The following is a 26,201-nucleotide window of genomic DNA, read 5'->3' as shown; positions in this document are numbered from 1 at the left end:
CCGACGGGGTCGTGATCGGCCTGATGCACCGCGCGGGCGTCACCGTACCGACAGACCTGCGGGCCTTCGCGCGGTGGCGGTTGCTGGCGCATTGCGCGGCGCTGCTGTCGGGCACCGGCGAGCTCCAGCCCCATGCCGCCGGGCGGCGGCTGGGGGCGGCGCTGCACGAGGCGGGGCTGTCCGAGAATCGCCTGCTGCGCCTCACCGCCGCGCGCGGGGCGGGGCTGGAGGCGCAGCTGATCCGCGCGATGCGGATGGTGGCGCAGCGGGGCGCGGTGCCGGTCAACCTGCACACGCTGTTCGACCTGACCGGCGACGATCCCGACACGGCGGAGGCCGCGCGCCTCCGCATCGCCCATGACTATTATGCCGCCCAAGCGCGGTCCGATAAGGGGGTTTCCAGTGACGACTGACGCGGCTGGCGGCGTGACGCCGAAGTTCATCCAGATCCATTTCCTCGCCGCCTGGCCCGGTGCGCTGCTCAATCGCGACGATGCCGGGCTTGCCAAGCGGCTGCCCTTCGGCGGGGCGACGCGCACCCGCATCTCCTCGCAATGCCTCAAGCGCCACTGGCGTATGGCCGACGATCCCCGTGCGCTGCATGCACTGGCGAAGCGGAACGGCGTCGAGGGCGTCCGTTCCAAGATCACGATCGAACGTCAGGTGACCAAGCCGTTGCGCGGCCGCTTTCCCGACGACATGGTCGATGCGGTCGAAGAGGCGTTCCTCGCCAAATTCTACGGCAAGAACGCCAAGGACAAGCAGCAGCGCCAGGCCCTGCTGTTCGGCCATCCCGAAATCGCCTGGATGCGGGAACAGGCCGAGCGCCTGCTCTCCGATCAGGCCGATGCCAAGGCCGTGAAGGCGGCGGCGGAGGCCTGGTTCAAGACCGACAAGGCCAATCTCAACCAGTTGCGCGACCAGAGCGTGCTCGCCGCCTCGCTGGAGGCGGCGCTGTTCGGGCGGATGGTGACCAGCGACACGCGCGCCAATCGCGATGCCGCCATCCATGTCGCCCATGCCTTCACCGTGCATTCGGAAGAAGCCGAACTCGATTACTTCACCGTCGTCGACGACCTGCGCGACCGCGAACAGGGCGACGATGCCGGTGCGGCCGGCGTGTTCGACACCGAGCTGACCTCCGGCCTCTATTATGGCTATGTCGTGGTCGACGTGCCGCTCTTGGTGTCGAACCTGACCGGCTGCGCGCGGGCCGACTGGGCGGGGGATCACGACCGGGCGCTGGCCGCGCAGGTGGTCGAGCATCTGGTCCATCTGATCGCCGAGGTTTCGCCCGGCGCGAAGAAGGGCTCGACCGCCCCCTATGGCCGCGCCGAACTGGTGCTGGTCGAGGCGGGCGACCGCCAGCCGCGCACGCTGGCCAATGCGTTCCGCGAGGCGGTGGCGCTCACCGACCGCCAATCCAACGAGTCGCTCAGCCATCGCACCGCCGCGGCGCTGCACGGTCACCTGGCCGAGATGGACCGGGTGTACGAAACCGGCGAGGTCCGTCGCCAGGCCGCCATGGGCAATCTGAAGCTAGACGGAATCGGTGATGCCAGCCTGCGCGAACTCGCGGGTTGGGCGGGCGCGCTGGTCCGCGATGCGCGGGCGCAACCGTGAGGCACCTGCTGCTGGATCTCGACGCGCCGCTGATGAGCTTCGGCGGCGACCTGGTCGACGCCTATGGCGTGGTGCGCGACTTCCCGGCCAAGTCGATGCTGGCCGGCCTGTTCGCCAATGCACTCGGCTGGGAGCGCCATGACGTCGACTTGCACGCGGCGCTCCAGGCCCGGCTGGTGATGGGGTCGGCGCGCCTCGCCGAGGGGCAGCGCCAGCAGGAATTCCAGACCGCCAAGCTGGAGGCGAATGATCGCGGCTGGACCACGCGCGGCCGGGTCGAGGGCCGCGCGGGCGGGGCCGACACCTATAAGTCGCCGCATATCCGCTATCGCGACATGGATGCCGATGCGCGCGTGCTGATTGCCTGCCGGCTCGATCCAGTGGCGGACGATCCCGATCTCGACCGGCTGGCGGCGGCGCTCGACCGGCCGGAGCGGCCCCTGTTCATCGGCCGCAAGCCCTTCCTCCCCTCGCGCCCGCTGATCCGTGGGTTCGTCGAGGCGGCGAGCATCCCCGACGCGCTGGTGGCGGGGCTGGCGGAGCGCGCCGCCGATGCCCCGCCGGTGCGCGCGCAATGGCCGGTCGGCGAGGCGAGCGGCCATCCCTTCGCCGTCGGCGCCCGCGAGACGGAGCTGACCGACGAACGCCACTGGCCCGCCGGCGTCCATGCCGGCCTGCGCCGCGTGGTCGAGGGGCGGCTGGCGCGGGTGGAGGCGGCGGCGTGACGCTGCATCTCGTCCGGCTGGGGGTGGACCCGCGCGCGCTGGCCCGCTTGGCGGCGGCGCGGCGGATCGGTGACGATGATGGCGGCTATGCGCTGCACTGCGCGCTGATCGCCCGGTTCGGCGCCGCCGCGCCGCGCCCGTTCCGCTTCCTGCCCGATCACGGCCGGGGGCCGCATCTGCTCGGCTATGCCAGCGACTGGCCGGCGATGCAGGAGGCCGCCGCGCTGCCGGTGACCGACGATGCGCTGCGCGACCTGTTCGACGGCCCGCCCCAGGCACAGCCGATGCCGGAGACGTGGCGCGAAGGCGCACGCTATGACTTCGACCTGCGCGTGCGGCCGGTGGTGCGCTTCGGCGGGCGCGTCCGCGCCGCGCGCCAGGACCGCGACGGCGCGTGGCAACCCAAGGCGGGCGAGATCGACGCCTATGTCCATGCCTGCGAGCGCGCCGTCGCGACGCATGGCGATACCGGCAGCGTCGATCGCGAGGCGGTCTATGCCGAGTGGCTCGCCGCCCGCCTGAAGGAGGCCGCGACGCTCGACCGGGTGGCGCTGCGCCTGTTCCGGCGCTCGCGCACCCGGCGCAGCACGCATGGCTCTGGCCCCGGGGCGGGGGGCGCGCGGACCAGCCCGGTCGAGGGGCCGGATGCGGTGATGACGGGCACCCTGACCGTCACCGATCCCGCCGCCTTCGCCACGGCGCTGGCGCGCGGCGTCGGCCGTCACGCGGCGTTCGGATATGGCATGATGCTGCTCTCGCCGCCGTCCCCCGTGCCGGGCCGCGAGCGCTAGATGCTGTCCGGCCGCCTGGGGCTGGAAAAGGCGCGCATCCCCCATGCCGACCGGCAGGGGCTGGTCTGGCTGGATCGCGGGCGGCTGGAGGTGGAGGATGGCTGCCTGCGCTTCGTCACGGCGGGCGGCGGCGCGCTGGCGGCGGGGGATTACCAGATCCCCTATCATGCGATCTCGATCGTGCTGCTCGGCCCCGGCTCCAGCGTCACGCACGACGCGCTGCGGCTGCTGGCGCGGCATGGCTGCGCGCTGGCGGCGATCGGCGACGGCGCGGTCCGCTTCTATACCGCGCCGCCCCTGATGCCGGACAGTTCGGCGCTGGCGCGCGCGCAGGTGCGCCGCTGGGCCGATCCCAAGCTCCGGATGGAGACGGCGCGCGCCATGTACGCGATGCGCTTCGGCGAGATCGTGCGGACGCGCGACATCACCGTGCTGCGCGGGCAGGAGGGCGCGCGGATCAAGCGCGCCTATGTGCTGGCGGCCGAGCGCCACGGCATCGCCTGGAACGGCCGCCGGTATGACCGCGAGAATCCGGAGGCCGGCGACCTGGCGAACCAGGCGATCAATCATGCCGGCTCGGCGATGACGGCCGCCGCCGCCGTGGCGGTGGCGGCGACCGGCGCGATCCCGCAACTGGGCTTCGTGCATGAGGATTCGGGGCAGAGCTTCGTGCTCGACATCGCCGACCTGTATCGCCACGACGTGCTGCTTGACATCGCGTTCGGCGCGGTGCGTGAGGCGCGGGCCCGCGGCGCCGCGCCGATCGAGCGGCTGGTGCGCAAGCGCGCCGCGCTGCTCTTCCGCCAGCGTTCGGTGATCCCGGGCATGATCGACCGGATCAAGACCTTGCTGATGCCCGGCGCGGCCGGGGCGGAGGGTGATCCGGCATCGCCCGGCACGGTCGCGCCGATCGCGGGTGGGGAGGCGAACGGATGCCGCTGACCGTCGTCATCACCCGCGACGTGGAGGATCGCTATCGCGGCTTCCTGGGCTCGGCGATGCTGGAACTGGCGCCCGGCGTCTATGCGCAGCCCCGCATGAGCGCCGGCGTGCGCGGCCGCCTCTGGGCGGTGGTGGAGGAATGGCACGGCCGCCTGCGCCGGGGCAGCATCGTGATGTGCTGGGCCGAACCCGCCTCCGCCGGGGGGCTGGGCCTGTCGGTGCTGGGCGACCCGCCCAAGGACGTCGTCGCCCATGACGGCATCCTCCTCGTCCGCCGCGCACTCTCCTCCCGCACGGTCGCCGGCACGCCCGCCTGACCGGGCGCATGACGGCGCGTCTTTGACATCGTCCATGAACTCAGGCACCTGCCGGCCAGAGGCTCCCCCGCACCTGCGGGGATCGACCCTGCGTTTCCAGTTGATGAAGGGACATGAGGACGGCTCCCCCGCACCTGCGGGGATCGACCCTGTACTGGCGGCGATCGTCGACGCCTTCGAGGGGCTCCCCCGCACCTGCGGGGATCGACCCAAAGTTTGACTTAGATTCTGCCGGGGTTTCTCGGCTCCCCCGCACCTGCGGGGATCGACCCCAGAGGAGCCGGACGCCGTGCGTGACCAGATCGGCTCCCCCGCACCTGCGGGGATCGACCCGTAGAGACAGCCTTCCTCGGCCGCGCGCCGAAGGCTCCCCCGCACCTGCGGGGATCGACCCTCGTATGCCCGACAACGGATGGGGCTACGAGAGGCTCCCCCGCACCTGCGGGGATCGACCCGCCGAGCGTAACAGCCTGTTCGGCTCTATCGTGGCTCCCCCGCACCTGCGGGGATCGACCTTGAGCGAAGCCGATCCCCGACGGCTGTTCTTCGGCTCCCCCGCACCTGCGGGGATCGACCCTCGGGTCGCCGCATCATTTCTGGCCGCGCCTCGGCTCCCCCGCACCTGCGGGGATCGACCCCCGTCGCGAGCCTGAGCGGCAAGGTCAGCGCGGGCTCCCCCGCACCTGCGGGGATCGACCCGATCGCAATGCCGTGACGGCTTTCATCGAAGAGGCTCCCCCGCACCTGCGGGGATCGACCCCTCGCCCGAGCCGCCCTCACCGCTCTCCGCAAGGCTCCCCCGCACCTGCGGGGATCGACCCCATGATGGTCGGCAGCACCTCTTCGGCCACGCGGCTCCCCCGCACCTGCGGGGATCGACCGTAGATTTCCGACTTATTGCCGCCGGCACCGAGGGCTCCCCCGCACCCGCGGGGATCGCTCCCGTTCCCCCACGATGCCGTTGCGGCTCCCCAAAAGGCGCCCTCCGCCCCCGGCTACCGCGCCTCGGCGATCGCCTGGGCCGCGACCGGGCCGGACCAGTCGAGGTCGCCGACCGTCCGCAACACCTCGCGACCTTGCGAATCGAACAGGATGCTGGTCGGCAGGTTGGCGGCCACCCCCGGCACCCAGGCCATCTTGGGATCGGTGAACGCCTTCAGGGCGCGGAACTTCTTCGTGGCGAAGAAGGGCGCGACCTTGGCCGGGTCCATGTCCTGGCTGAGCGGGATCACCGTCAGCTTGCCCGCCTCGCGCGCCGCCAGCGCATCGAGCGTCGGCAGCTCCTTCACGCACGGCCCGCACCAGGTCGCCCACAGGTTGAGCAGCACCGGCTTGCCGCGATAATCGGCAAGCGTCACCGCCTTGCCGGTCGGGTCGACGAAGCCGAGCGTCGGCGCGGGCTGGCCGGCATGGCTGCGGTCGATCGCGCCGGCCTTGGGCGCGGATGCGCCGGCGGGGGCGGCCTCGTCGGGCGAGGCGACTTCATCGGCGGACGGGGCAGCAGCGGCGGCATTGCCAGCGCCTTGCTCCGCGCCCTGCGAAGTCCTATCGCCGCAACCGGCCAGGACGGCCGTCAGCAGGACCGGGACGAACAACCAGCGCATGACATCCTCCAATTCCATGTGGGGCGGCCGTTTCGCCGCCGGGCCCTCGGCCGTGATGCGCGAGATTAACGCATCGCTGCCGTTCGACAAGCGCTTGTGGCAACAGGATGTTCGCGGATCGCAGGCACATGTCGCGATGCTGGGCGAAAAAGGCATCATCGCCGCCGACGATGCCGCCGCGATTTCGGCCGGTCTGGCGCGGGTCGCCGCCGGTTACGAGGCGGACGGCGTGCCCGAGGACCTGTCGCTCGAAGACATCCACATGCTGACCGAGGCGCGGCTGGCCGAGGCGATCGGCCCCGCCGCCGGCCGGCTCCACACCGCCCGCTCGCGCAACGACCAGGTCGCGACCGATTTCCGCCTGTGGGTGCGCGACTCGATCGACCAGGTGCTGGAGGCGCTGGCCGGGTTCCAGGCGGCGCTGCTCGCCCGCGCCGAGGAGCATGCCGACAGCGTCATGCCCGGCTTCACCCATCTGCAATCGGCGCAGCCGGTGACGCTCGGCCATCACCTGATGGCCTATTACGAGATGATCGCGCGCGACGTGTCGCGCTTCCGCGACGCGCGGGCGCGGATGAACCTGTGCCCGCTGGGGTCGGCCGCGCTGGCCGGCACCGGCTTCCCGATCGACCGGCACGCGACCGCCGCCGCGCTGGGCTTCGACGGGCCGACGCGCAACTCGCTCGATTCGGTCAGCGACCGCGACTTCGCGCTCGATTACCTGACGGCGGCGGCGCAATGCGCGCTGCACCTGTCGCGGCTGGCGGAGGAGTTCGTGCTCTGGGCGTCGCAGCCCTTCGGCTTCGTCGCGCTGTCCGACCAATGGTCGACCGGCAGCTCGATCATGCCGCAGAAGCGCAACCCCGACGCCGCCGAGCTGGTGCGCGGCCATAGCGGCCGGATCACCGGCGCGCTCGTCTCGCTGATGATGACGATGAAGGGCCTGCCGCTCGCCTATTCCAAGGACATGCAGGACGACAAGCCGCCGACCTTCGAGGCGCACGACCTGCTCGGCCTGTCGATCGCGGCGATGACCGGCATGGTCGAATCGGCCAGCTTCCGCACCCAGCGGATGCGCCAGGTGGCGGAGGCCGGGTTCAGCACCGCGACCGACCTGGCCGACTGGCTGGTGCGCGAGGGGGGCCTGCCCTTCCGCGAGGCGCATCACGTCACCGGCCGCGCCGTCGCCGCCGCCGAGGAGGCCGGGCTGGGCCTGCACGAACTGTCGCTGGCGCAGTTGCAGGCGATCGACGCGCGGATCGACGCGCGCGTCTATGACGTGCTGTCGGTCGATGCCTCGGTCGCCAGCCGGACCAGCTTCGGCGGCACCGCGCCCGCCAATGTCCGCGCCGCGATCGCCGCCGCGCGGGAAGGAGAGACCGCATGACCCGGCGTCCCGCCATCCTTCTGGTGCCGCTGCTGCTGGCTGGCTGTGGATCGGCGGCGGGATTGAAACCGGCGCCGGGCGCGAATCTGCCGGTCGCGCCGCTGGGCGCGGCGGCGACGCCCACCCCGCAGGAGCTGCTGACCCCCACCAGCCAAGAGCGCCCGCAACGCAGCGACGAGCTGCTCCGCCGTTCGGACGAGCGTCGCTCGGACGAGTTCGATCTCCCCCCGTCGGGCTGAACACCATGGATTATTTCGCCTATCGTGACGGCGTCCTCCACGTCGAGGACGTTCCCCTGCCCGCCATCGCCGAAGCGGTCGGCACCCCCGTCTATGTCTATTCGGCCGGCACGCTGCGCCGCCATGCCCGCGTCTTCAAGGACGGGCTGGCGGGCGTGCCGCGCAAGCATATCGCCTATGCGATCAAGGCCAATCCCAACCTCGCCGTGCTGCGCGTGCTGGCGAACGAAGGATATGGCGCGGACGTCGTCTCGGTCGGCGAGATGAAGCGCGCGCTGGCGGCCGGCATCCCGGCGAAGGACATCGTCTTCTCCGGCGTCGGCAAGACGCGCGCCGAGCTGTCCGCCGCGCTCGACGCCGGGATCGGCCAGTTCAACCTGGAGCTGGAGGAGGAGGGCGTGGTGCTCGCCGCGCTGGCGGCCGAGCGCGGCCTGCGCGCGCCGGCGACGCTGCGCGTCAATCCGGACGTCGATGCGCGCACCCATGCCAAGATCTCCACGGGCCGCAAGGAGAACAAGTTCGGCGTGCCGATCGACCAGGCCCCGGCCATGTTCGACCGGCTGGCCCCGCTCGACGGGCTCGACCTGCGCGGCATCGCCACGCATATCGGCAGCCAGTTGCTCGACCTCAGCCCGCTGGAGGCCGCCTATACGCGGATCGGCGCGCTGGTCGCCGAGCTGCGCGACGCGGGCCACCGCATCACCCATGTCGATCTGGGCGGCGGGCTGGGCGTCCCCTACAAGGCGACCGACGTGCCGCCGAGCCCGGCCGATTACGGCGCGATGGTCGCGCGCGTCACCGCCGACTGGGACGTCGAGCTGATGTTCGAGCCCGGCCGGGTGATCGCGGGCAATGCCGGCGTGCTGATGACCGAGGTGGTGTGGGTGAAGCCGGGCGTGCTCCACCCCTATGTCATCGTCGACGCGGCGATGAACGACCTGGCGCGCGTCGCGCTCTACGATGCCTGGCACGACTTCCAGGCGGTGACCCCGCGCGGCGATCATTTCATCGCCAATATCGCCGGGCCGGTGTGCGAGACGGGCGACACCTTCGCGATGGGACGCGAGGTCGACCGGGTCGAATCGGGCGACCTGGCGGTGTTCCGCACCGCCGGGGCCTATGGCGCGACCATGGCCTCCACCTATAACAGCCGCCCGCTGGTGCCCGAGGTGCTGGTCGATGGCGACCGTTTCGCCGTGGTCGCCGACCGCGTCGCGGCCGAGGCGCTGATCGCCGCCGAGCGCGTGCCGGACTGGCTGGCGGGCTGAGGGCGATGCCGGTGGCGTTTCCCCTCCTCCGTTTCCCGGCGATGGCCGGGGCCCGGTTGCGGAACGCCGCCGCTCGTTCACCGACCGCGTCGTCCCACGGACCTGTTTCGCCCGGTGTCCCAAGTTCCCCCTGGGGCACGGAGACGGGGAATGGGTGGCGACCGCGCAGCGTCGTCACCGGCCGGTCGGGGAAGGGCGCGCGACGCTCCTCCGGCGCAAGCGCCGCGGCATGACGCTCCACAGCCTGCCGCTGTTCGTCCGGCTGGACGGTCGCCCGGTCATCCTGCTCGGCGAAGGCGAACCCGCCGCCGCCAAGGGCCGGCTGCTCGCCCGCGCCGGCGCGGTGCCGGTCGGCGAGGCGGCGGAGGCCGCGCTCGCCATCGTCGCGATCGAGGACGAGGCGGAGGCGCTCGCCGCCATCGCCCGGCTCAAGGCGCGTGGCGTGCTGGTCAATGCGGTCGACCGGCCGGCGCAATGCGACTTCACCCTGCCCGCGATCGTCGACCGCGATCCGGTGATCGTCGCGATCGGCACCGGCGGCGTCTCCGCCGGACTGGCGGCGGCGCTGCGCCAGCGGCTGGAGACATTGCTCCCCGCCCGGCTCGGTGCGCTGGCGCAGGCGCTCAACGCGGCGCGCGGCGCGCTGCGCCGACGCTTCCCCGACATGGCCGATCGTCGACGCGCGATCAGCGGCGCGCTCGCCCCAGGTGGCGCGCTCGATCCGCTCGCCCTGCCGGAGGGCGATCTGGACGGGATCGCCGCGACGATCGGCGCGGCCGTGATCGCGAGCCGCCGCACGATCCGGCTGCGCTCCGCCGACCCCGACGACCTGACCCTGCGCGAGGCGCGCTGGCTGGCCGATGCCGACTGGCTGGTGGCGGGACCGGACGCCCCGCCCGCGATCCTCGCCCGCGCCCGCGCCGATGCCGGGCGCAGCGCCACGCCACCGGCCGAGGCGGCCGGGCTGGTCGTCACCCTGATCGCGCCGGGTGCCGCATCATGAACCCCTGCGCCTATCGGATCACGGACGGCACGGCGCGGAAGATCGCGCTGACCGAGGCGATGCAGGACGGCGGCGGCCTGGTCTGGGTGCATCTTGCCGGCATCGACGACTCGACCGCCGACTGGCTGCGCGAGACGGGCGGGCTCGATCCCTATCTGGTCGATGCGCTGACCGCGACCGAGACGCGGCCGCGCTGCGAGGCATTGGGCCATGGCGCGTTCCTCAACCTGCGCGGCCGCTCGCGCGAGGAATTGCACAATAGCGACCTGCTCGCTTCGGTCCGCATCTGGGCGGTCAAGGGGCGGGTCTTCTCGGTCACGCGCAAGCCGATGATCGCGGTCGCCCTGGTCCAGGCCAAGGTGGAGGCGGACGCGGTGCGCGATCCCGGCGACCTGATCACCGCCTTCGCCACCGCGATCACCGAGGATCTCGACCCCGATGTCGCGACGCTGGGCGACCGGCTGGACGATTGCGAGGAGCAGCTGGACGCCTCCCGCATCTTCGAGCTGCGCCGCACGGTCAGCCGGGTGCGGATCGCCGCCATCGCCTATCGCCGCTTCCTCCAGCCGCAGCGTGCGGCGCTGGAGAAGCTGGCGGCGCTGCCCGGCGACTGGCTGGGCGACGACGACCGGCTCCACCTCGCCGCCGCCGCCGATCGCGCCGCGCGCATGGCGGAGGAGCTGGAATCGATCCGCGAACGCTCCGCGCTGATGCACGAGACGCTGTCCGACCTGCGCGCCGAGCAGATCGACAGCCGCTCGCTGGTCATCTCGATCGTGGCGATGATCTTCCTGCCGCTCACCTTCATCACCGGACTGTACGGGATGAACGTCGCGCATCTGCCCTATGCGCAGGAACCCTGGGCGTTCGACGCGATCATGGGGGCCTGCGCGGCGATCGCGGCGGGGGTGACGATCTATTTCGTCCAGCGCCACTGGTTCTCGCGCTAGATCCCACCGGCCGCCCCGGGCTTTGGGTGACTGCGCCATGCTCGGCGTGACCCCTTGATTTCGCTCAAGCTTTTCGCCTTCATTCCGGCCACGCAACAGACTTGCGCCACTTCCGTTATGATGTAACATCCGATTCGCAGTTTGGCCGATTTGCGTTTCTTTGTGACGGAACAGGAGACGGAAAGCATGTACGCGCCTCGTTATACCGGCTCGTCCCGGTTCAATCCGGGTGGTCTGGTCGCTGCGATCGGGATCAATGGCGGCGTCGTCGCCGCGCTGATGCTGGTGGCGCCCTATGTCACCCACAAGCCGCCGCCCCCCCCGCTGATCGGCGAAGCCATCGAGCTGCAACCCCTGCCGCCCGAACCGACACCGCCGCCCCGGACGGAGGCGCGGGTCGAGCCGCGCCCGACCCTGCCGATCGATGCGCCGCGCACGATCGTCGAGCATCCGGCGGCGGCGGGACAGGTGACGGTGCCCGAATCGCTGGTCCCCGCCCTGCCCGCCGATGGCGGCATGCTGGGCGGCACCGGCACGGGGGTGGAGCCGCGCGCCATCCCCACCCCAGCCGCGCCGGTGATCGTCGCGCCGGGCATCGACCCGCGCTATGCCGGCGACTTCCAGCCGCTCTATCCCGCCGGCGAACAGCGGATGGGCCGGTCGGGCAAGGTGACGGTGCGGGTGCTGATCGGCACCGACGGCCGGGTCAAGCAGGTCGAGCCGGTCTCCGCCACCAGCGACGCCTTCCTGCGCGCCACCACCGACCAGGCGAAGCGGCGCTGGCGCTTCACCCCCGGCACGCGCGACGGCGTGGCGCAGGAGGCCTGGCGGGTGATGACCGTCACCTTCGTGCTGCAGGAATGATCCGGCCGGCCGCGGCCGTGCCGAAGGGAACGGGGCTGGCATGTGCCGCCCCGCTTCCCTATTTTACGCCCATGGGCTTCTTTTCTCGCATGTCGCCGGTGCGCGCCTACAAGGATCTGCGCCTCTTCCTCGCCACGCGCCAACCCTATGAACTGGGGTTCCTGGCGCTGGCGATGCTGGTGACGGGGTTCTTCGTCTACGCCTTCGCGCACGACAGCTATGAAGAGCCGGCGTACAAGCGCGACATCGTCTATGTCCAGCAATGGACGCTCGACCGCACCGATGCGCAGATCAAGGCGCAACAGGCGATCGACGCGCCGATCAAGGCCGCCCAGATCAAGGCGCAGGAGGAGCGCGAGGCCAAGAACCGCGCCGCGTTCAAGAAGCTGGACGACCAGCTGACCAGATACGGCCTCTGATCCCCGCCATGGCGCGGGACGAGGATGCGCGCTGGATGGGCGTGGCGCTGTCCCTGTCCGAACGGACGAGGGGGGCGACCGCGCCCAATCCCAATGTCGGCTGCGTGCTGGTCGCCCGGGGGCGCATGGTCGGGCGCGGCTGGACGCAGCCCGGCGGCCGTCCCCATGCCGAGGCGATGGCGCTGGCCCAGGCCGGTGAGCGGGCGCGGGGGGCGACCGCCTATGTGACGCTGGAACCCTGTGCGCATCGCTCGACGCGGGGGCCGGCGTGCAGCGACCTGCTGGTCGCCAGCGGCGTCGCGCGCATCGTCGCGGCGATCGAGGACCCCGATCCGCGCACCGCCGGCCAGGGGTTCGCGCGGCTGCGCGAGGCCGGCATCGCCGTGACGGTCGGACCGGGCGCGGCGGCGGCGCGGCGCGCCATGGCCGGGTTCCTGACCCGCCGCGCGCTCGGCCGGCCGGCCGTGACGCTCAAGCTCGCCACCTCGCTCGACGGGTGCATCGCCCGGGCGGATGGCGAGAGCCGCTGGATCACCGGCCCCGAATCGCGCGCCCACGCCCATCTCGAACGCGCGCGGCACGAGGCGATCCTGGTCGGGCGCGGCACCTTCGCGACCGACGCGCCGACGCTCGACGTGCGGCTGCCCGGCCTGGAGGCGCGCAGCCCCGCCCGCGTGCTGCTGTCGACCACCGGTCCCGCGCCGCAGGGATGGACGGCGATCGACACGCCCGGGGCGATCGCGACGCTGCCCGGCGACCATCTGTTGGTCGAGGGCGGCGCGCGGACCGCCGCCGCATTCCTGCGCGCCGACCTGGTCGACCGGCTGCTGCTCTACCGCGCGCCGATCCTGATCGGCGGCGGCGTGCCGGCACTTGGCGACATCGGCCTGACGGCGCTGGCGGCGGCGCATGGCCGCTGGCGGCTGGTCGATGCGCGCGCGCTTGGCAGCGACCGGCTGGAGGTCTACGAGCGCGATCCATGTTCACCGGTATCGTCAGCGATCTAGGCACCATCCGCAGCGTCGAGTCGCGCGGCGACACGCGCGTCGTAATCGGCACCGCCTATGATCCCGCCACCATCGACCTGGGCGCATCGATCGCCTGTTCCGGCGTCTGCCTGACCGTGGTCGACAAGGGCCGCGATGCCGAGGGCGGCTGGTTCGCGGTCGACGTCTCCGCCGAGACGCTGGCCAAGACCGCCGACCAGTGGCAGGCTGGCCACCCGCTCAACCTGGAGCGCGCGCTGAAGCTGGGCGACGAGCTGGGCGGCCATATCGTCACCGGCCATGTCGACGGCGTCGGCCATGTCACCGAGGTGACGCCCGAGGGCGATTCGAAGCGGATCGCGATCCGCGTCCCCGCCGCCATCGGCCCCTATCTGGCGACCAAGGGATCGGTGACGATCGACGGCGTGTCGCTGACCGTCAACAGTGTGACCGACGATACGGAGGATGGGGCCGACGGCACCGTCTTCGGCATCAACGTCATCCCGCATACCCAGGCGGTGACGACGATCGGCACGCTGACGCCGGGCGCGCGCGTCAATATCGAGATCGACGTGCTCGCCCGTTACCTGCAACGCATGGAGCAATATCGTGCCCGCTGACTTGGCTGAACTGGCGCCGCTGCGCCGTGGCTTCCTGTCCAGTCCCGAGGAGATCATCGACGAGGCGCGCAACGGCCGGATGTTCATCCTGGTCGATGACGAGGATCGCGAGAATGAGGGCGACCTGGTCATCCCCGCGCAGATGGCGACGCCGGAGAAGATCAACTTCATGGCGCGGCACGGGCGCGGGCTGATCTGCCTGGCGATGACCCGCGAGCGCGTCGCGGAGCTGGGGCTCGACCTGATGAGCCGCAACAACGGCACCCGCCACGAGACCGCCTTCACCGTCTCGATCGAGGCGCGCGAGGGGGTGACGACCGGCATCTCCGCCGCCGACCGCGCCTGCACCATCGCCGCCGCGATCGATTCGACCAAGGGCCGCGACGACATCGTCACTCCCGGCCATGTCTTCCCGCTGGTCGCGCGCGACGGCGGCGTGCTGGTCCGCGCCGGCCATACCGAGGCGGCGGTCGACGTGTCGCGCCTCGCCGGGCTCAACCCCTCGGGCGTGATCTGCGAGATCATGAACGAGGACGGCACCATGGCGCGGATGGACGACCTGGTGTCGTTCGCGCAGCTGCACGGCCTGAAGATCGGCACGATCCGCGACCTGATCGCCTATCGCCGCCGCTACGATCATCTGGTCCGGCTGGAGGCGGAATCGACCTTCCAGAGCCGCTGGGGCGGCGAATGGAGCGTGCGCGCCTATCGCAACACCGCGACGGGCACCGAGCAGGTCGCCTTGGTCAAGGGGCGGATCGATCCGACCCAGCCGGTGCTGGTGCGAATGCACGCGCTGTCGCCCTTCGCCGACGTGTTCGGCGAGGACAGTGCGCGCGGCCGACTGCTGCAACGCTCGATGGAGGCGATCGCCGAGGAGGGCGCGGGCGTCATCGTCCTGATCAACCGCCAGCGCGCCGACGCCTTCACCACCGCCGTCCGCCGCCAGGCCGGCGAGGATATCGAAGTGCCGATGGAGGAACTGCGCGACTATGGCGTCGGCGCGATGATCCTGGCCGAACTGGGCGTGCACGACATGGTGCTGCTCACCAACACCCACCACACGCTGGTCGGGCTCGACGGCTATGGCCTGTCGATCGTCGGCGAGCGTCGAATCGAGGATTGATCCCATGGCCCATCTGCTGATCGTCGAGGCGCGCTTCTACGACCATCTCAACGACCTGCTGATCGACGGTGCGCGCGCCGCGATCGAGGCCGCCGGCCACACGCACGAGACGCTGACCGTGCCCGGCGCGCTGGAGGTGCCCGCCGCGATCGCGCTGGCCGACCAGAGCGAGCGGTTCGACGCCTATGTCGCGCTCGGCGTCGTGATCCGGGGCGAGACCTATCATTTCGAAATCGTCGCGGGCGAGAGCGCGCGCGGCATCATGGCGCTGACCATCGACGGACTGGCGATCGGCAACGGCATCCTGACCGTCGAGAACGAGGCGCAGGCCCTGACCCGCGCCCGCCTGACCGAGAAGGACAAGGGCGGCGAGGCGGCCAAGGCGGCGCTGGCGCTGCTCGACCTGCGCGAGCGGATGGCGCGGTAATGCGGACCCCGCCGCCGCCCCGCTACCGCGTGATCGAGCGCGGCCGGCGGCTGGAGGTGGTGGACACATGGCGCGACCCCGCCGCCGCGCCGCCGGCGCTGGTGCCGCGCAAGATCGGCGCCGATGCGCGTCCCCGTCCGCCCACGGCCGCCAAGACGCGGTCGCGCGGCCTGCCATTGTTGAAGATCCGGCCGCTTGCCCCGTTGCTGCGGCCGCTCGCCGGGGGCGATGGCGTGCCTATGCCCGGCACGACGCTGCGCACCCTGTCGCTGTTCGACGAGAAGGCCCCGCGCGTCATCCCGCTCGATGCGGCCAGCTGGCGGACGATGCTCACCGCGATCAGCCTGGCCACGATCGGGCTGGTGATGGCGGTGAGCTGGTCGCTGGCGGGCGGCGGCCTGCCGGCGCTGGGCGTGCTCGGCATCGCGCTGGGCGCGGTGGGCCAGCATGGCCGCGGCGCGATCACCCGCTGGCTCGACGCGCTGGAGGCGCGCGCCGAGCGCTAGAAGCGCCCCCTCACGCCGCCTCGGGCAGGTGGCGGACCGGCGCGGTTTCCTGCGTGGCCATCGGTACCGCGAAGCTGGTCGCCGCTTCCGCCAGCGACGGCGCGGTCACCCGGCCGGAGCGTTCCAGCTTGCCCCAGGTGACGCGCGGGCCGGTGATCGCGGCGAGACAGGCCCGCACTACCACCCAGTACATGAGCTGGCGATAGCCGAAGCGCTGCGCCAGCAGGCGGAGCGCCGGGAAGCGCGCCTCCCGCGGGTCGAGGCGGAAGGCGACCCAGCCACAGGCCAGGTCGACCGCCGTGAACAGCGCCCAGAACAGCGCCATCCACTGCACGTCGCCGCCCGCCTCCGCCCAGCCATGATTGACGACGCGGAAGGCGGTGCCGGCGATGCTGGCGATCAGCGCCAGGTCGATCAGCGGCGCGAGCAGCGTGAAGCCGATCTGGAAGGCCCAGGCCTGGGGCAGGCCGACCCGCGCCAGCCCGCGCGCATGATGCTCGCGGAACAGGCCGCGATGCTTCCACAGCGCCTGGAGCGTGCCATAGGCCCAGCGATGCCGCTGGCGATAGAGCGCGCGCGCCGTCTCCGGCGCCTCGGTCCAGGCGATCGCATCGATGTCGCAGGCGACGCGCCAGCCGGCGCGCTGGACGCTGATCGTCAGGTCCTGGTCCTCGGCCAGCGTATCCTCGGGATAGCCGCCGACCGAATCGAGCGCGGTGCGCCGCCATGCGCCGACCGCGCCCGGCACCACGGTGATCGCGCCCAGCCGGTCGAGCGCGCGCCGCTCCAGATTCTGGGCGGTGACATATTCCACCGCCTGCCAGCGGGTGATGAGGTTCACGGCATTGCCGATCTTGGCATTGCCGGCGACCGCGCCGATCGCCGGATCGGCGAACCAGCGCGCCAGCCGCGCGATCGTCTGCGGCTCGAACTGGGTATCGGCGTCGAGCGCGATGACGATCGCGCCCTTGGCCAGCTTCAGCCCCTCGTTCAGCGCGCGCGCCTTGCCGCCATTCTCCAGCGTCAGCAGCTGCACGCGCGGATCGAGCGCGAAGGCGCGGTCGATCACGGCGGAGGTGCCGTCGGTCGAGCCGTCGTCGATCACGATCACCTCGACGCGGATATCCTCGGTCGCCAGGATGCGGCGCACCGACGCCTCGATCACCCGCGCCTCGTTGAAGGCGGGGATCAGCACCGAGACGAAGCGCGGCACCAGATGCGGTCGCGCGTCCGGCACGGCGGGCCGGCGGGCGAGCGCCAGCGCGGTCAGCCCGATCGAGCGCGCCATGCCCAGGCCGATGGCGAGCGCGAACAGCAGGCCGAAGCCGCTGCGCATCCCCGCCAGCCCCTGGAACAGGCCGCGATTGACCAGCGCCAGCGCGCCCTGCCCGCCCAGGACCGGCGGCATCACGTCATGCGAGCGGAGATGCGCGAGTCGCGACACGGGCACGATCTCATAGCCGCGCGCGCGCAGGCCCTGGACGATCCCCGGCAGCGCGCGGATCGTCGCCTCGCGATTGCCGCCCGAATCGTGGAGCAGCACGATCTGCGCCGGCCGCGCCGCGCTGCCGGCCGCGACCTGGTCGATGGTGCGGCGGACGATCTGCTCCGCCTTGGGCTGGCTCCAGTCGAGCGGGTCGACGTGCAGTCCGACCGAGACATAGCCCAGTTCCGCCGCCGTCTGGATCGGCGCGATCTCGGCCGCCGTATCGGGATCGGCGTCGCCCAGATAGGGCGCCCGGAACAGGCGCAGCGAGCGGCCGGTATAGGCCTCGACCAGCCGCTGCGTGGCGAGCAGTTCCAGCCGCATCGCCGCGACCGGCAGGCCGGTCAGGTCGGGATGGGTGGTGCTGTGATTGCCCAGCTCATGCCCCTCCTCGACGATGCGGCGGAGCAGGTCCGGCTCGCCCAGCGCATTGGTGCCGGTGACGAAGAAGGTGGCGGGCGCGTGGAGGCGGCGCAGGCTGTCGAGGATGCGCGGCGTCCAGCGCGGGTCGGGCCCGTCGTCGAAGGTCAGCGCGACCATCCGCCGCTCGGCACCGACATGGCGGACGATGGCGGGGCTCGGCAGGCTGGTCCAGGTCGCGGCGCGGATCAGCCCTTCGCCATCCGCGACCACGCTGCGCGCGCCGTCGCTGGCGGGGCGGTCGAGGCGCAAGATCTCGCCCAGCCCCCGCGATTCGACCGCGGCGTCCGGCGGCACAGTGACGGCGGCGAGCCCGGCCGGGCGGGTCAGCGCGGTCCAGAAGCCGGGATCCTCGCTGCCCAGCCGCCACAATGCGATGCCGGTCGCGCCGGTGCGGGCCACCGCCTTCATCTCGTTGGCGGCGCTGGCGGCGTCGAGCATCCACACATGGTGGTCGACGCCCTGCGCGCGGTAGGCGAAGCTGCTGTTGCCGCTGGCCGGGTCGAAATGCGGCGTGACGCCGGCGGCGCGGGCGCGGGCCCAGGCCTCGGCCACGGTCAGGATCGCGGCGGAGGTCGTGCCCGGCCCGGAGCGGGGCCAGTCATAGGCGTAATTGCCCAGCGCCACGATCGCCTTGCCCGGCCCCATCGCGCGCACCGCCGCCGCGACGGTCTGCGCGAACCAGGTCTGTGCGGCGATCGGTCCCGGCTCGCCGCCCGGCCAATGCTGGTCATAGGCCATGATGAACATGCGGTCCGCGACCTTGGCATAGGCGGCCAGGTCCCAGGCGGGATCGGCGACCGGCACCGCCAGCGTCACCAGCCAGCCCCTGGGCGCGAAGCGGCGGCGCGCCTCGCCCAGGAAGGTCCGGTAATCGGCCTGCGCGGTGTCGGGCAAATTCTCCAGGTCGAACACCACGCCGCGTCCGCGCTCGGCCCGAATCATCCGCTCGATCGAGTCGAGCAGCGCCGTGCGCGCGGCCGGGTCGGCGAGCAGCGCGGCGGTGCCCCGCCCGTCCCACTCGCCCGATTCCATCGCATTCTGCACCATCGGCAGCACGCCGGGCCGGTCGCTGGCGCGCGCCAGCACATCGGTCAGATGCGCGTCCGATTCATAGGTGAAGCGGTGATTCGGCCCGGTGACGTTGGCGAGGCCCGGCACCACCCAGTCGAGCGAGCCGATATGCGCCTCCAGCGAGGCGCGCGAGGCCATGTCCCATCCCATGTAGAAGCCGACGACTTCGGGCGCGCGGGCGGTGACGGTGGCGGGCTCGGCAGGCAGCCAGGCGGCGGCGTGAACGGGTGCATGGGTGACGGGGGCCGTCAGCCCGACCGGCGCGCCGCCGTCCCCGGCGAAGCGCAGGGGGGCGAGCGGCGGGGTGCGGGTCAGCGACAGGGTCAGCGCCACTGCGAAGACCAGGGTCAGCGCCGCCGCCATCCCCGCGACCAGCATCGTCCACCGACGGCGACGGCCGCTGGGGTCGTGAAAAATCTGCCGTTCGTGCGCCACCTGATCGAATCCCCGGATTGAACCGGGGAGGCGCTAGACGATCAGGTACGAAGATATGGTTACCGTATAGGATACCATACGGGGTTGCGGAGCATTCGAGGCTGCCGTCGGCGACCGCCTATCGTGCTTGGATCGTGCTCCAGGTCGGACAGACTTATGCTCCTGCGAAAGCAGGAGCCTGGAGCAGATGACATCGAGTTGACCCAAGCCGTCATTGCGAGCGCAGCGAAGCAATCCAGGGCCCCGCGCGTGACGCCCTGGATTGCTTCGCTGCGCTCGCAATGACGATTTTAGGTCAAGGTCGTGTCATCGGGCTTTAAAGCCAAACAAAACAACGCCTTACAGCATGCAAAACCCTGGACTCCTGCCTTCGCAGGAGCACGGTAGCGACTTTCGTGGAGGTTTCGCCTCCTCCGGGATGGTGCGAGTCAGGAGCGACGCGGATTCACTCACCACCATCCCTTGGCGGGCCGGACTGCGTCCCCCCGCCCATAACGGCTCATGCCGCCATGCGCAGGTCCAGCCGGTCCCAGATCTCCACCAGCGCCCGGGTCAGGTCGCGCATCATCGCTTCGTCATGCGCGGGACCGGGGGTGAAGCGCAGCCGCTCGGTGCCGCGCGGCACCGTGGGATAATTGATCGGCTGCACGTACACGCCATATTCGGCGAGCAGGATGTCGCTGATCTTCTTGGCCTTGACCGGATCGCCGACCATCACCGGCACGATATGCGTGTCGCCCGGCATCACCGGCAGGCCGGCATCGCGCAGCATCGCCTTGAGCGTGGCGGCGGCGGCCTGCTGTCCCTCGCGCTCGGCGGTGGAGCTTTTCAGGTGGCGCACGCTCGCCAGCACGCCCGCGACCAGCACCGGCGACAGCGAGGTGGTGAAGATGAAGCCCGGCGCATAGGAGCGGATCACGTCGATGATCGTCCGGTCGGCGGCTATATAGCCGCCCATCACGCCGAACGCCTTGCCCAGCGTCCCCTCGATGATCGTCAGCCGGTGCGCCACCGCGTCGCGTTCCGAAATGCCGCCGCCGCGCGCGCCGTACATGCCGACCGCATGGACCTCGTCCAGATAGGTCAGCGCGTTGTAGCGGTCCGCCAGGTCGCAGATGGCGGCGATCGGGGCGATGTCGCCCTCCATCGAATAGACGCTCTCGAACGCGATCAGCTTGGGCGCGGCGGGGTCCGCCTCCGCCAGCAATTCCTCCAGATGCGCCAGGTCGTTGTGGCGGAACACGCGCTTCTCGCACCCGGCATTGCGGATACCCGCGATCATCGAGGCGTGGTTCAGCTCGTCGGAGAAGATGATGCAGCCCGGCAGGATCTTGGCGATCGTCGCCAGCGTCGCCTCGTTGGAGACATAGCCCGACGTGAACAGCAGTGCCGCTTCCTTGCCGTGCAGGTCGGCCAGCTCCGCCTCCAGGTCGACATGGTAATGGGTGTTGCCGCCGATGTTGCGCGTGCCGCCGGAGCCGGCGCCGACATCGTGCAGCGCCTCCTCCATCGCCGCGATCACCTTGGGATGCTGGCCCATCGCCAGATAGTCGTTGGAGCACCAGACGGTGATCGGCTTCGGCCCGTTATGCCCGGCGAAGCAGCGCGCATTGGGGAAGGCGCCCTTGTTGCGCAGAATGTCGATGAAGACGCGGTAGCGCCCCTCGGCATGGAGCCGGTCGATCGCCTGATGGAAGACCCGGGCGTAGTCGACGCGCGCCTCTGAACCAATGCCGATATTGTCCATAACCAGGGATGTAATCCGCGCGACCCCAAGGGGAAAGAGGATAAAGCCGGTAACGGTGATCGGATCGGGTGGACAAATTGTCCCACCCGATCCGCCGCATTCAGACCGCCGGGTAGCGCAGCCGGCCGATGAAGCGCGACAGGCTGGGGCGATGCTCGGTCCGCTTGAGCGCCGCCGCCTTGGCCTTTTCGAAGCGCATCAGCCCGTCGATCCGGCGCTGGAGGAAGGCGCGGGTCTCCATCTGGTCCTCGCTGTCGTCGTCGAGCAGCACCGTCGTCGTGGCGGTGTAGATGGCGAGCAGCAGCGACCGCTTGGTATAATGGTTATAGTCGGTGGCGGTATCGCCGGCGAGCCGCCACATCCGGTCCGCTGATCGCCAGCCGAGCCGCGCCGCGGTGGTGACATTCTGCGGCATCGCCAGGATCGCGCGGGCGCGGCGCAGCGATTCGCGCTCGGGGGCGAGCAGGCGCAGCCGTTCCTCGATCAGCGCGCTGATCCGCTGGCGGATCTTCATCGTCGCCAGCGTCTCGGCGGGCAGCGCGGCGGCCATCGCCCGGTCGATCGATTCGAACCAGGCGTCGATCATCGCCACCGCGCCGCCGGCAAAGGCGAGTCGCGCGACATCCGCGTCGATCCCGTGCGCCTCCGCCGCCATCATCAGCGCCGGATCGCTCCAGCCGTCGAACGCGGCATTGGCCGCGATCGCCGGGGCCAGCGCCTGGCGAATCTCCTCGAGCGTGAAGTCCTGTTCCGTCGCCATCACCTGGGCCACTCCTTCACCCCTGCACATGCGCATCCGCGGCGACCGGCGCAACCGCCGGGCGACGCGCGACCATCACCAGCGCCGCCGCCACCAACGCCGCACCCATCAGGTCGGGTGCGCCCAGCCGCTCGCCATAGACGATCCAGCCGATCGCGCCCGCCACCATCGGCTGGATCAGCAGGGCGATGCCGATCACCAGCGGCGACAGCCGGCCCAGCGCATAGATCATGCAGCCCTGGCCCAGCACCTGGCTGGCCAGCGCCAGCCCGATCAGCGGCGTCCAATGCTGCGGCATCACCCGCTCGCCGAGCAGCAGCGCGAAGCCGAGCAGCGGCAGGATGCTGGCGAGCGTCGACAGCGCCAGCGACGACAGCGGCGCCATCACCCGGCGCGCATGGGTCATCAGGATGAAATAGACGGTGTAGAGGATGCCGGCGGACAGGCAGAGCAGATCGCCCGCCAGGTTGCGCGCATCGAGGTCGTAGGACCGCCCCATCAGCAGCACGCCGCCCGCCAGCGCCAGCAGCAGCGCATAGGCCTGCCCCCGCGCCGGCCAGCGCCGCGCGACCAGGAAGCCGTAGAGCGGGAAGATCAGCACCGCGCAATTGCCGAACAGGGTCGCGTTCGCCAGCGTGGTGCGCAGGATGCCCATATGCCAGCTGCCCAGATCGGCGGCGAAGGCGATGCCGGCCAGCGCCAGCGTGATCCACAGCCCCGCCCCCAGCCGCTGCGGCCGCGCGCCGCTGGCCAGGGCCATGACGCAGATCAGCGGCGCGGCCAGCGTGATCCGCCAGAAGGCCGAGGCGACCGGCCCGGTATCGGCGACGCGCACGAACCAGGGACCGAAGGCGAGCGCGATATTTGCCACCGCCACGCACAGCAGGGCCAGCGGTTCCGTGGCCTGCGGCGGACCAGAGCTTGGTATGGCTTCAGTTTTTCTTGGGCGAGCGGCTTGGTGCATGTGGCTCCCTAGCCCCCTATCTTGTCCGCGTCAGGCCCGTCCGGGCCATTCGTGATGCATATCCCGTCAGGAGTCCCAATGCCCAACCTGTTCGATCCCATCGATCTCGGGGCGATCCACGCCGCCAACCGCCTGCTGATGGCGCCGCTGACCCGCGGTCGCGCCGGCCGCGACGGCGTGCCGGTCGCCATGATGGCGGACTATTATGCGCAACGCGCCAGCGCCGGCCTGATCATTTCCGAGGCGACCGGGATCAGCCGTACCGGTCTCGGCTGGCCCTATGCGCCGGGCCTGTGGTCGGACGAGCAGGTCGAGGCGTGGACGCCGGTGACCGCGGCGGTCCATCAGGCCGGCGGCCGTATCGTCGCGCAGCTCTGGCACACCGGTCGCCAGGGCCATAGCTCGGTCTATGGCGCGCAGCCCGTCTCCAGCTCCGCGACGCGGACCGAGGGGCAGGCCCACACCTTCGACGGCAAGCAGGATTTCGAGGTCGCCCGTCCGCTGACGCTGGAGGAGATTCCCGGCATCATCGAGGATTACGCCACCGCGACTCGCAACGCGCTCGCCGCCGGCTTCGACGGCGTGCAGATCCACGCCGCCAATGGTTATCTGATCGACCAGTTCCTGCGCGACAACGCCAATTTCCGCGACGACCGCTATGGCGGCAGCCCGGAAAACCGCATCCGCCTGCTCCGCGAAGTGACCGAGCGCGTCGCGGCGGTGGCGGGCGAGGGCCGCACCTCGGTGCGCCTGTCGCCCAATGGCGACAGCCAGGGCGTCGACGACAGCAACCCGGCCGCCGTCTTCCTGCCGGCGGTGAAGGCGCTGGACGCGATCGGCATCGGCTTCCTGGAATTGCGCGAGCCCGGCCCCGACGGCACCTTCGGCCGCACCGACGTGCCGCCCCTCAGCCCGCAGATCCGCGAGGCCTTCTCGCGCCCGCTGGTGCTGAACAGCGACTATGACACTCGTGAGGCGGCACAGGCCAAGCTGGACGAGGGCGTCGCCGACGCGATCAGCTTCGGCCGTACCTTCCTGGCCAATCCCGACCTGCCGGAACGCCTGCGTACCGGCGCGCCGCTCAACGAGAGCAATCCGAAGACCTGGTACAGCCAGGGACCGGAGGGCTATATCGACTATCCGGCGCTGGAAACCGCCGAGGCCTGATCGCGTACCGGACGATCGTCATCCCGTTCAGGCGATGACGATCGTCCGCTCGCTGCCCGGCACCGGCACCGGCACCGGCTCGCCAAAGGGGATAGTGACGACGCGGCGGTAATCGCCCCGCATCGGCTCGGCATGGACATGGGTCACCGCCATCGGCCCGTCCACCACCCAATAGACCGGCACGCCGGCCGTGGCATAGGCGATGCGTTTCATGCCCAGGTCGCGCAGCCGCGTCGTCTCCGCGATCTCGACGACGAGCCGCAATTCCTCCGGCCGGGCCAGACGTCCCGCCGCGACCGGCCCGTTCAGCAGCGCCGCGTCGCAGGACAGGATCATGTCGTCGGCCAATTCCAATCCGACTTCGCCCATCACCCGTATTTCACTGGATGCGAAGATCGCCCACAGCTGACCCACGACCATCGCCTGTCGCCCCGCATGGGCGGTCTGCGGTGGATTCATCCGTTCCAATTCTCCCCCGACCAGTTCGACCGTCATTCCTTCGAACGCGCCGGCCTCAGCCATGCGCAGGAACTCCGACGCAGTGAAGCGTGCCTTGAACGACTCCGGAGTCGGGAGGGTCGCCAGCCTGTTCATGCGCTCCCCTATACCACGCCCATCGCGATGGTCAGCAGACCCAGGCCCAGCGACAGCGGCACGCGCAGGGCCATCCAGCCTTTGGGCGCATCGCCCGTCGTCGCCAGATGGCGGTCGACCGGCAGCGTCAGCAGGATGGCCACGCCCAGCAGGACGAGCGGCCAGCGCAGGTCGAGCAGCATCAGCCCCACCCCCAGCAGCCCAAAGGCGACCAGCGACGGCACCACCGCGGCGACCAGCAACGGCGCCTGCGCCGCCGCCGGCCGCCGCACCGCGAAGCCCCACCACATGCCGCCCAGGAAGCTGAAGATCAGCCCCGCATAGGCGAAGGCCAGCATCCGCCACCCGTCGTCCGGCCGGACCAGCGCCAGCCCCAGCAGCGCCAGCGGCGGCAGCAGACCGGAGAAACCCAGCAGCCGGGCGGCGGGCGACACGGTGGACAAGGTGGGGGACGACGCAGGGGACCTCATACCCTGGACAACGCGCCCGTCGCGACCACGGGTCCGGTCGGCAGGCCGGTCGGCGACCCGCCCGGCGGCTCGATCGAGATGGCGAGCGTCGCGCCGGCCACGATCCGCGCCCGGTCGGCGGGGGCGAGCACCAGCTCCAGCCCGTCCGGCCCCAGCAGCCCCAGCGGATGCGGGGTGGCGTCGCCGCCGATCACCCAGAGCTGCGCGACCCGGCCGCTCGGCGTCGTCGGCTGGCTGGCGACGCGCAACCGCCCCGCCGCCCCGTCATAGGCGGCGGCGATCGGCGTCTTGCCCTCGCCCAGCATCGCGATCAGCGTCGGTCCGCTCGCCGGGGCGGGCGTTGCGCTGGCGATCGGGGCGGGCGGCGTCGGCGACGGAGCGACCGGCTCCGGCGCGGGCCGCAGCAGCAGGATGACGAGTAGGCACGCCGCCAGCGCGCTGGAGGCGATGGCGATCAGCGGCCAGGGCGCGGCGCGGCGGGTCCGGACATGGCCGGGCCCGCCCAGGCTGGCGTCGATCCGCTCGATCAGATCCTCAGGTGGCTCCACTTCGGGCCACAGGTCGAAGAGCTGCGCGAAATAGAGCCGCCACCGCTCCACCTCGGCCGCGAAATCCGGTTCGGCCAATACCCGGCGCAGCGCCGCCGCGCGCGCCTCACCATCGAGCACGCCCAGCGCCAGTTCGGCGGCCTGGAGGTCGGGTTCATCCGTCACGGTCCAGGCACTCCTTCAGCCGGGCGAGGCCGCGGCGGATCCAGCTCTTGGCGGTGCCGAGCGGCACGGCGGCGCGCTCGGCGATCTCGGCATAGGTCAGCCCGTCGAAAAAGGCGGTGCGGATCGCGGCGCGGGACCGGTCCTCCAGCTCCTCCAGGCAATCGACCAGCCGGTGCCGCTCGCCATCGGCGACCAGCATCGCCTCCGCGTCCGGCGCGCTATCGGCGATGTCGGGCGCCTCGGCGATCGGGCGGGTCTGGCGGCCGCCCTGCGCCCGGCGCCAGTCGATCGCCCGGTTGCGCGCGACGGTGGCCAGCCAGGTGATCGGGCTGGCCCGTCCCGGCTCCCACGCGCCCGCCCGGCGCCAGATCGTCAGATAGACATCGTGCAACACATCCTCCGCCGCGCTCCGGTCGCCGCAGATACGCAGGCAGATGCCGAAAAGCTTCGCGGAGGTCAGTCGATAGACCTCGCGAAAGGCGGCGCGATCCTCACTGCCGGTGGCGATCAGCATCGCGGCGAGATATGCGCGGGCGTCGGGGGAAGCGGTGCGGACCATCGAGACGCGACGATA

At 71.3% G+C, this 26,201-nt stretch carries 28 protein-coding genes and 1 CRISPR repeat array; of the genes, 19 read left to right on the top strand and 9 right to left on the bottom strand.

Translation table 11 applies throughout. From position 1 onward, the window contains the following. Nucleotides 1–11: 11 nt before the first annotated feature. The 6 genes from casB to cas2e are packed head-to-tail and all read left to right on the top strand — an operon-like array spanning nt 12 to nt 4,398. On the top strand, nt 12–413 hold the full coding sequence (gene casB / locus QE452_RS16215; RefSeq protein WP_309659251.1) for a type I-E CRISPR-associated protein Cse2/CasB: 402 nt from the start codon (nt 12–14) through the stop codon (nt 411–413). Then, nucleotides 403–1,623 carry a type I-E CRISPR-associated protein Cas7/Cse4/CasC gene (gene cas7e, locus QE452_RS16210; protein ID WP_309659252.1) on the top strand — a complete coding sequence of 407 codons (1,221 nt, stop codon included), beginning with the start codon at nt 403–405 and terminating at the stop codon, nt 1,621–1,623. The genes casB and cas7e overlap by 11 nt, the downstream gene beginning before the upstream one ends. Beyond that, nucleotides 1,620–2,348 carry a type I-E CRISPR-associated protein Cas5/CasD gene (gene cas5e / locus QE452_RS16205; RefSeq protein WP_309659253.1) on the top strand — a complete coding sequence of 243 codons (729 nt, stop codon included), beginning with the start codon at nt 1,620–1,622 and terminating at the stop codon, nt 2,346–2,348. Before cas7e ends, cas5e begins: the two co-directional genes overlap by 4 nt. Beyond that, entirely contained in the window at nt 2,345–3,139 is a 795-nt protein-coding gene (locus QE452_RS16200; protein ID WP_309659254.1) for a type I-E CRISPR-associated protein Cas6/Cse3/CasE, read from the top strand. The genes cas5e and QE452_RS16200 overlap by 4 nt, the downstream gene beginning before the upstream one ends. After that, a complete protein-coding gene (gene cas1e, locus QE452_RS16195; RefSeq protein WP_309659255.1) occupies nt 3,140–4,081 on the top strand; it encodes a type I-E CRISPR-associated endonuclease Cas1e in 942 nt (313 codons plus the stop codon). It abuts the gene before it with no gap. Beyond that, nucleotides 4,072–4,398 (top strand): type I-E CRISPR-associated endoribonuclease Cas2e, encoded by a 327-nt coding sequence (gene cas2e / locus QE452_RS16190; RefSeq protein WP_309659256.1) that lies wholly within the window; start codon nt 4,072–4,074, stop codon nt 4,396–4,398. The genes cas1e and cas2e overlap by 10 nt, the downstream gene beginning before the upstream one ends. Nucleotides 4,399–4,458: 60 nt before the next feature. Then, a CRISPR array of direct repeats spans nt 4,459–5,341; the repeat unit is 29 nt; unit sequence GGCTCCCCCGCACCTGCGGGGATCGACCC. Nucleotides 5,342–5,393: 52 nt separating this feature from the next. On the opposite strand, the gene QE452_RS16185 is transcribed toward cas2e, so the two are convergent. After that, on the bottom strand, nt 5,394–6,002 hold the full coding sequence (locus QE452_RS16185) for a TlpA disulfide reductase family protein (RefSeq protein ID WP_309659257.1): 609 nt from the start codon (nt 6,000–6,002) through the stop codon (nt 5,394–5,396). A 16-nt stretch (nt 6,003–6,018) separates the two neighbouring features. Between QE452_RS16185 and argH the strand changes: the two genes are divergently transcribed. From argH to QE452_RS16125, 12 genes are all read left to right on the top strand, one after another. Further along, nucleotides 6,019–7,389, top strand: coding sequence for an argininosuccinate lyase (gene argH / locus QE452_RS16180; protein WP_309659417.1), 1,371 nt, complete (start codon nt 6,019–6,021; stop codon nt 7,387–7,389). Then, nucleotides 7,386–7,628, top strand: coding sequence for a hypothetical protein (locus QE452_RS16175; protein ID WP_309659258.1), 243 nt, complete (start codon nt 7,386–7,388; stop codon nt 7,626–7,628). The genes argH and QE452_RS16175 overlap by 4 nt, the downstream gene beginning before the upstream one ends. Before the next feature lie 5 nt (nt 7,629–7,633). After that, entirely contained in the window at nt 7,634–8,896 is a 1,263-nt protein-coding gene (gene lysA / locus QE452_RS16170; protein WP_309659259.1) for a diaminopimelate decarboxylase, read from the top strand. A gap of 229 nt (nt 8,897–9,125) precedes the next feature. Continuing rightward, nucleotides 9,126–9,899, top strand: coding sequence for an NAD(P)-dependent oxidoreductase (locus QE452_RS16165; protein ID WP_309659418.1), 774 nt, complete (start codon nt 9,126–9,128; stop codon nt 9,897–9,899). Further along, nucleotides 9,896–10,849: a zinc transporter ZntB gene (locus tag QE452_RS16160; protein ID WP_309659260.1), complete on the top strand. Its 954-nt coding sequence runs from the start codon at nt 9,896–9,898 to the stop codon at nt 10,847–10,849. Before QE452_RS16165 ends, QE452_RS16160 begins: the two co-directional genes overlap by 4 nt. Before the next feature lie 186 nt (nt 10,850–11,035). After that, nucleotides 11,036–11,713: a TonB family protein gene (locus QE452_RS16155; protein ID WP_309659261.1), complete on the top strand. Its 678-nt coding sequence runs from the start codon at nt 11,036–11,038 to the stop codon at nt 11,711–11,713. A gap of 71 nt (nt 11,714–11,784) precedes the next feature. After that, the gene (locus QE452_RS16150) at nt 11,785–12,132 is read left to right on the top strand and encodes a hypothetical protein (protein ID WP_309659262.1); all 348 of its coding nucleotides are present in this window, start codon (nt 11,785–11,787) and stop codon (nt 12,130–12,132) included. Nucleotides 12,133–12,140: 8 nt separating this feature from the next. After that, nucleotides 12,141–13,139 (top strand): bifunctional diaminohydroxyphosphoribosylaminopyrimidine deaminase/5-amino-6-(5-phosphoribosylamino)uracil reductase RibD, encoded by a 999-nt coding sequence (gene ribD, locus QE452_RS16145; protein WP_309659263.1) that lies wholly within the window; start codon nt 12,141–12,143, stop codon nt 13,137–13,139. Next, complete coding sequence (locus tag QE452_RS16140; RefSeq protein WP_309659264.1) at nt 13,112–13,738, top strand: riboflavin synthase; 627 nt, start codon at nt 13,112–13,114, stop codon at nt 13,736–13,738. The genes ribD and QE452_RS16140 overlap by 28 nt, the downstream gene beginning before the upstream one ends. Continuing rightward, on the top strand, nt 13,728–14,864 hold the full coding sequence (ribB, locus tag QE452_RS16135) for a 3,4-dihydroxy-2-butanone-4-phosphate synthase (RefSeq protein WP_164523568.1): 1,137 nt from the start codon (nt 13,728–13,730) through the stop codon (nt 14,862–14,864). The genes QE452_RS16140 and ribB overlap by 11 nt, the downstream gene beginning before the upstream one ends. A 4-nt stretch (nt 14,865–14,868) precedes the next feature. Further along, the gene (gene ribH / locus QE452_RS16130; protein ID WP_309730371.1) at nt 14,869–15,291 is read left to right on the top strand and encodes a 6,7-dimethyl-8-ribityllumazine synthase; all 423 of its coding nucleotides are present in this window, start codon (nt 14,869–14,871) and stop codon (nt 15,289–15,291) included. After that, on the top strand, nt 15,291–15,797 hold the full coding sequence (locus QE452_RS16125; protein WP_309659265.1) for a hypothetical protein: 507 nt from the start codon (nt 15,291–15,293) through the stop codon (nt 15,795–15,797). Before ribH ends, QE452_RS16125 begins: the two co-directional genes overlap by 1 nt. 10 nt (nt 15,798–15,807) lie before the next feature. On the opposite strand, the gene QE452_RS16120 is transcribed toward QE452_RS16125, so the two are convergent. The 4 genes from QE452_RS16120 to QE452_RS16105 form a co-directional block, all read right to left on the bottom strand. Next, the gene (locus tag QE452_RS16120; RefSeq protein WP_405052809.1) at nt 15,808–19,155 is read right to left on the bottom strand and encodes a glycosyltransferase; all 3,348 of its coding nucleotides are present in this window, start codon (nt 19,153–19,155) and stop codon (nt 15,808–15,810) included. 556 nt (nt 19,156–19,711) lie between these two features. After that, nucleotides 19,712–20,959 (bottom strand): 5-aminolevulinate synthase, encoded by a 1,248-nt coding sequence (gene hemA / locus QE452_RS16115; RefSeq protein WP_309659267.1) that lies wholly within the window; start codon nt 20,957–20,959, stop codon nt 19,712–19,714. 100 nt (nt 20,960–21,059) lie between these two features. After that, the gene (locus QE452_RS16110; RefSeq protein ID WP_309659268.1) at nt 21,060–21,719 is read right to left on the bottom strand and encodes a COQ9 family protein; all 660 of its coding nucleotides are present in this window, start codon (nt 21,717–21,719) and stop codon (nt 21,060–21,062) included. A gap of 16 nt (nt 21,720–21,735) precedes the next feature. Then, complete coding sequence (locus QE452_RS16105) at nt 21,736–22,683, bottom strand: DMT family transporter (protein WP_405052776.1); 948 nt, start codon at nt 22,681–22,683, stop codon at nt 21,736–21,738. Nucleotides 22,684–22,761: 78 nt separating this feature from the next. Between QE452_RS16105 and QE452_RS16100 the strand changes: the two genes are divergently transcribed. Further along, nucleotides 22,762–23,850 carry an alkene reductase gene (locus QE452_RS16100; RefSeq protein ID WP_309659269.1) on the top strand — a complete coding sequence of 363 codons (1,089 nt, stop codon included), beginning with the start codon at nt 22,762–22,764 and terminating at the stop codon, nt 23,848–23,850. A 27-nt stretch (nt 23,851–23,877) separates the two neighbouring features. Here QE452_RS16100 and QE452_RS16095 read toward each other — a convergent pair whose 3' ends face one another. The 4 genes from QE452_RS16095 to QE452_RS16080 are packed head-to-tail and all read right to left on the bottom strand — an operon-like array spanning nt 23,878 to nt 26,186. After that, nucleotides 23,878–24,444, bottom strand: coding sequence for a Uma2 family endonuclease (locus QE452_RS16095; protein WP_309659270.1), 567 nt, complete (start codon nt 24,442–24,444; stop codon nt 23,878–23,880). Nucleotides 24,445–24,452: 8 nt separating this feature from the next. Then, on the bottom strand, nt 24,453–24,878 hold the full coding sequence (locus tag QE452_RS16090; protein ID WP_309730555.1) for a DUF3429 domain-containing protein: 426 nt from the start codon (nt 24,876–24,878) through the stop codon (nt 24,453–24,455). Nucleotides 24,879–24,910: 32 nt separating this feature from the next. After that, a complete protein-coding gene (locus tag QE452_RS16085) occupies nt 24,911–25,627 on the bottom strand; it encodes an anti-sigma factor domain-containing protein (protein ID WP_309659272.1) in 717 nt (238 codons plus the stop codon). Beyond that, entirely contained in the window at nt 25,617–26,186 is a 570-nt protein-coding gene (locus tag QE452_RS16080; protein ID WP_309659273.1) for a sigma-70 family RNA polymerase sigma factor, read from the bottom strand. Before QE452_RS16080 ends, QE452_RS16085 begins: the two co-directional genes overlap by 11 nt. Between the last annotated feature and the right edge of the window lie 15 nt (nt 26,187–26,201).

The organism is Sphingomonas sp. SORGH_AS_0438, assembly GCF_031453475.1.
Taxonomy (GTDB): domain Bacteria; phylum Pseudomonadota; class Alphaproteobacteria; order Sphingomonadales; family Sphingomonadaceae; genus Sphingomonas.
Note: the sequence above shows the minus strand (reverse complement) of the source record. Positions and strands in the feature narration are given on the sequence as shown.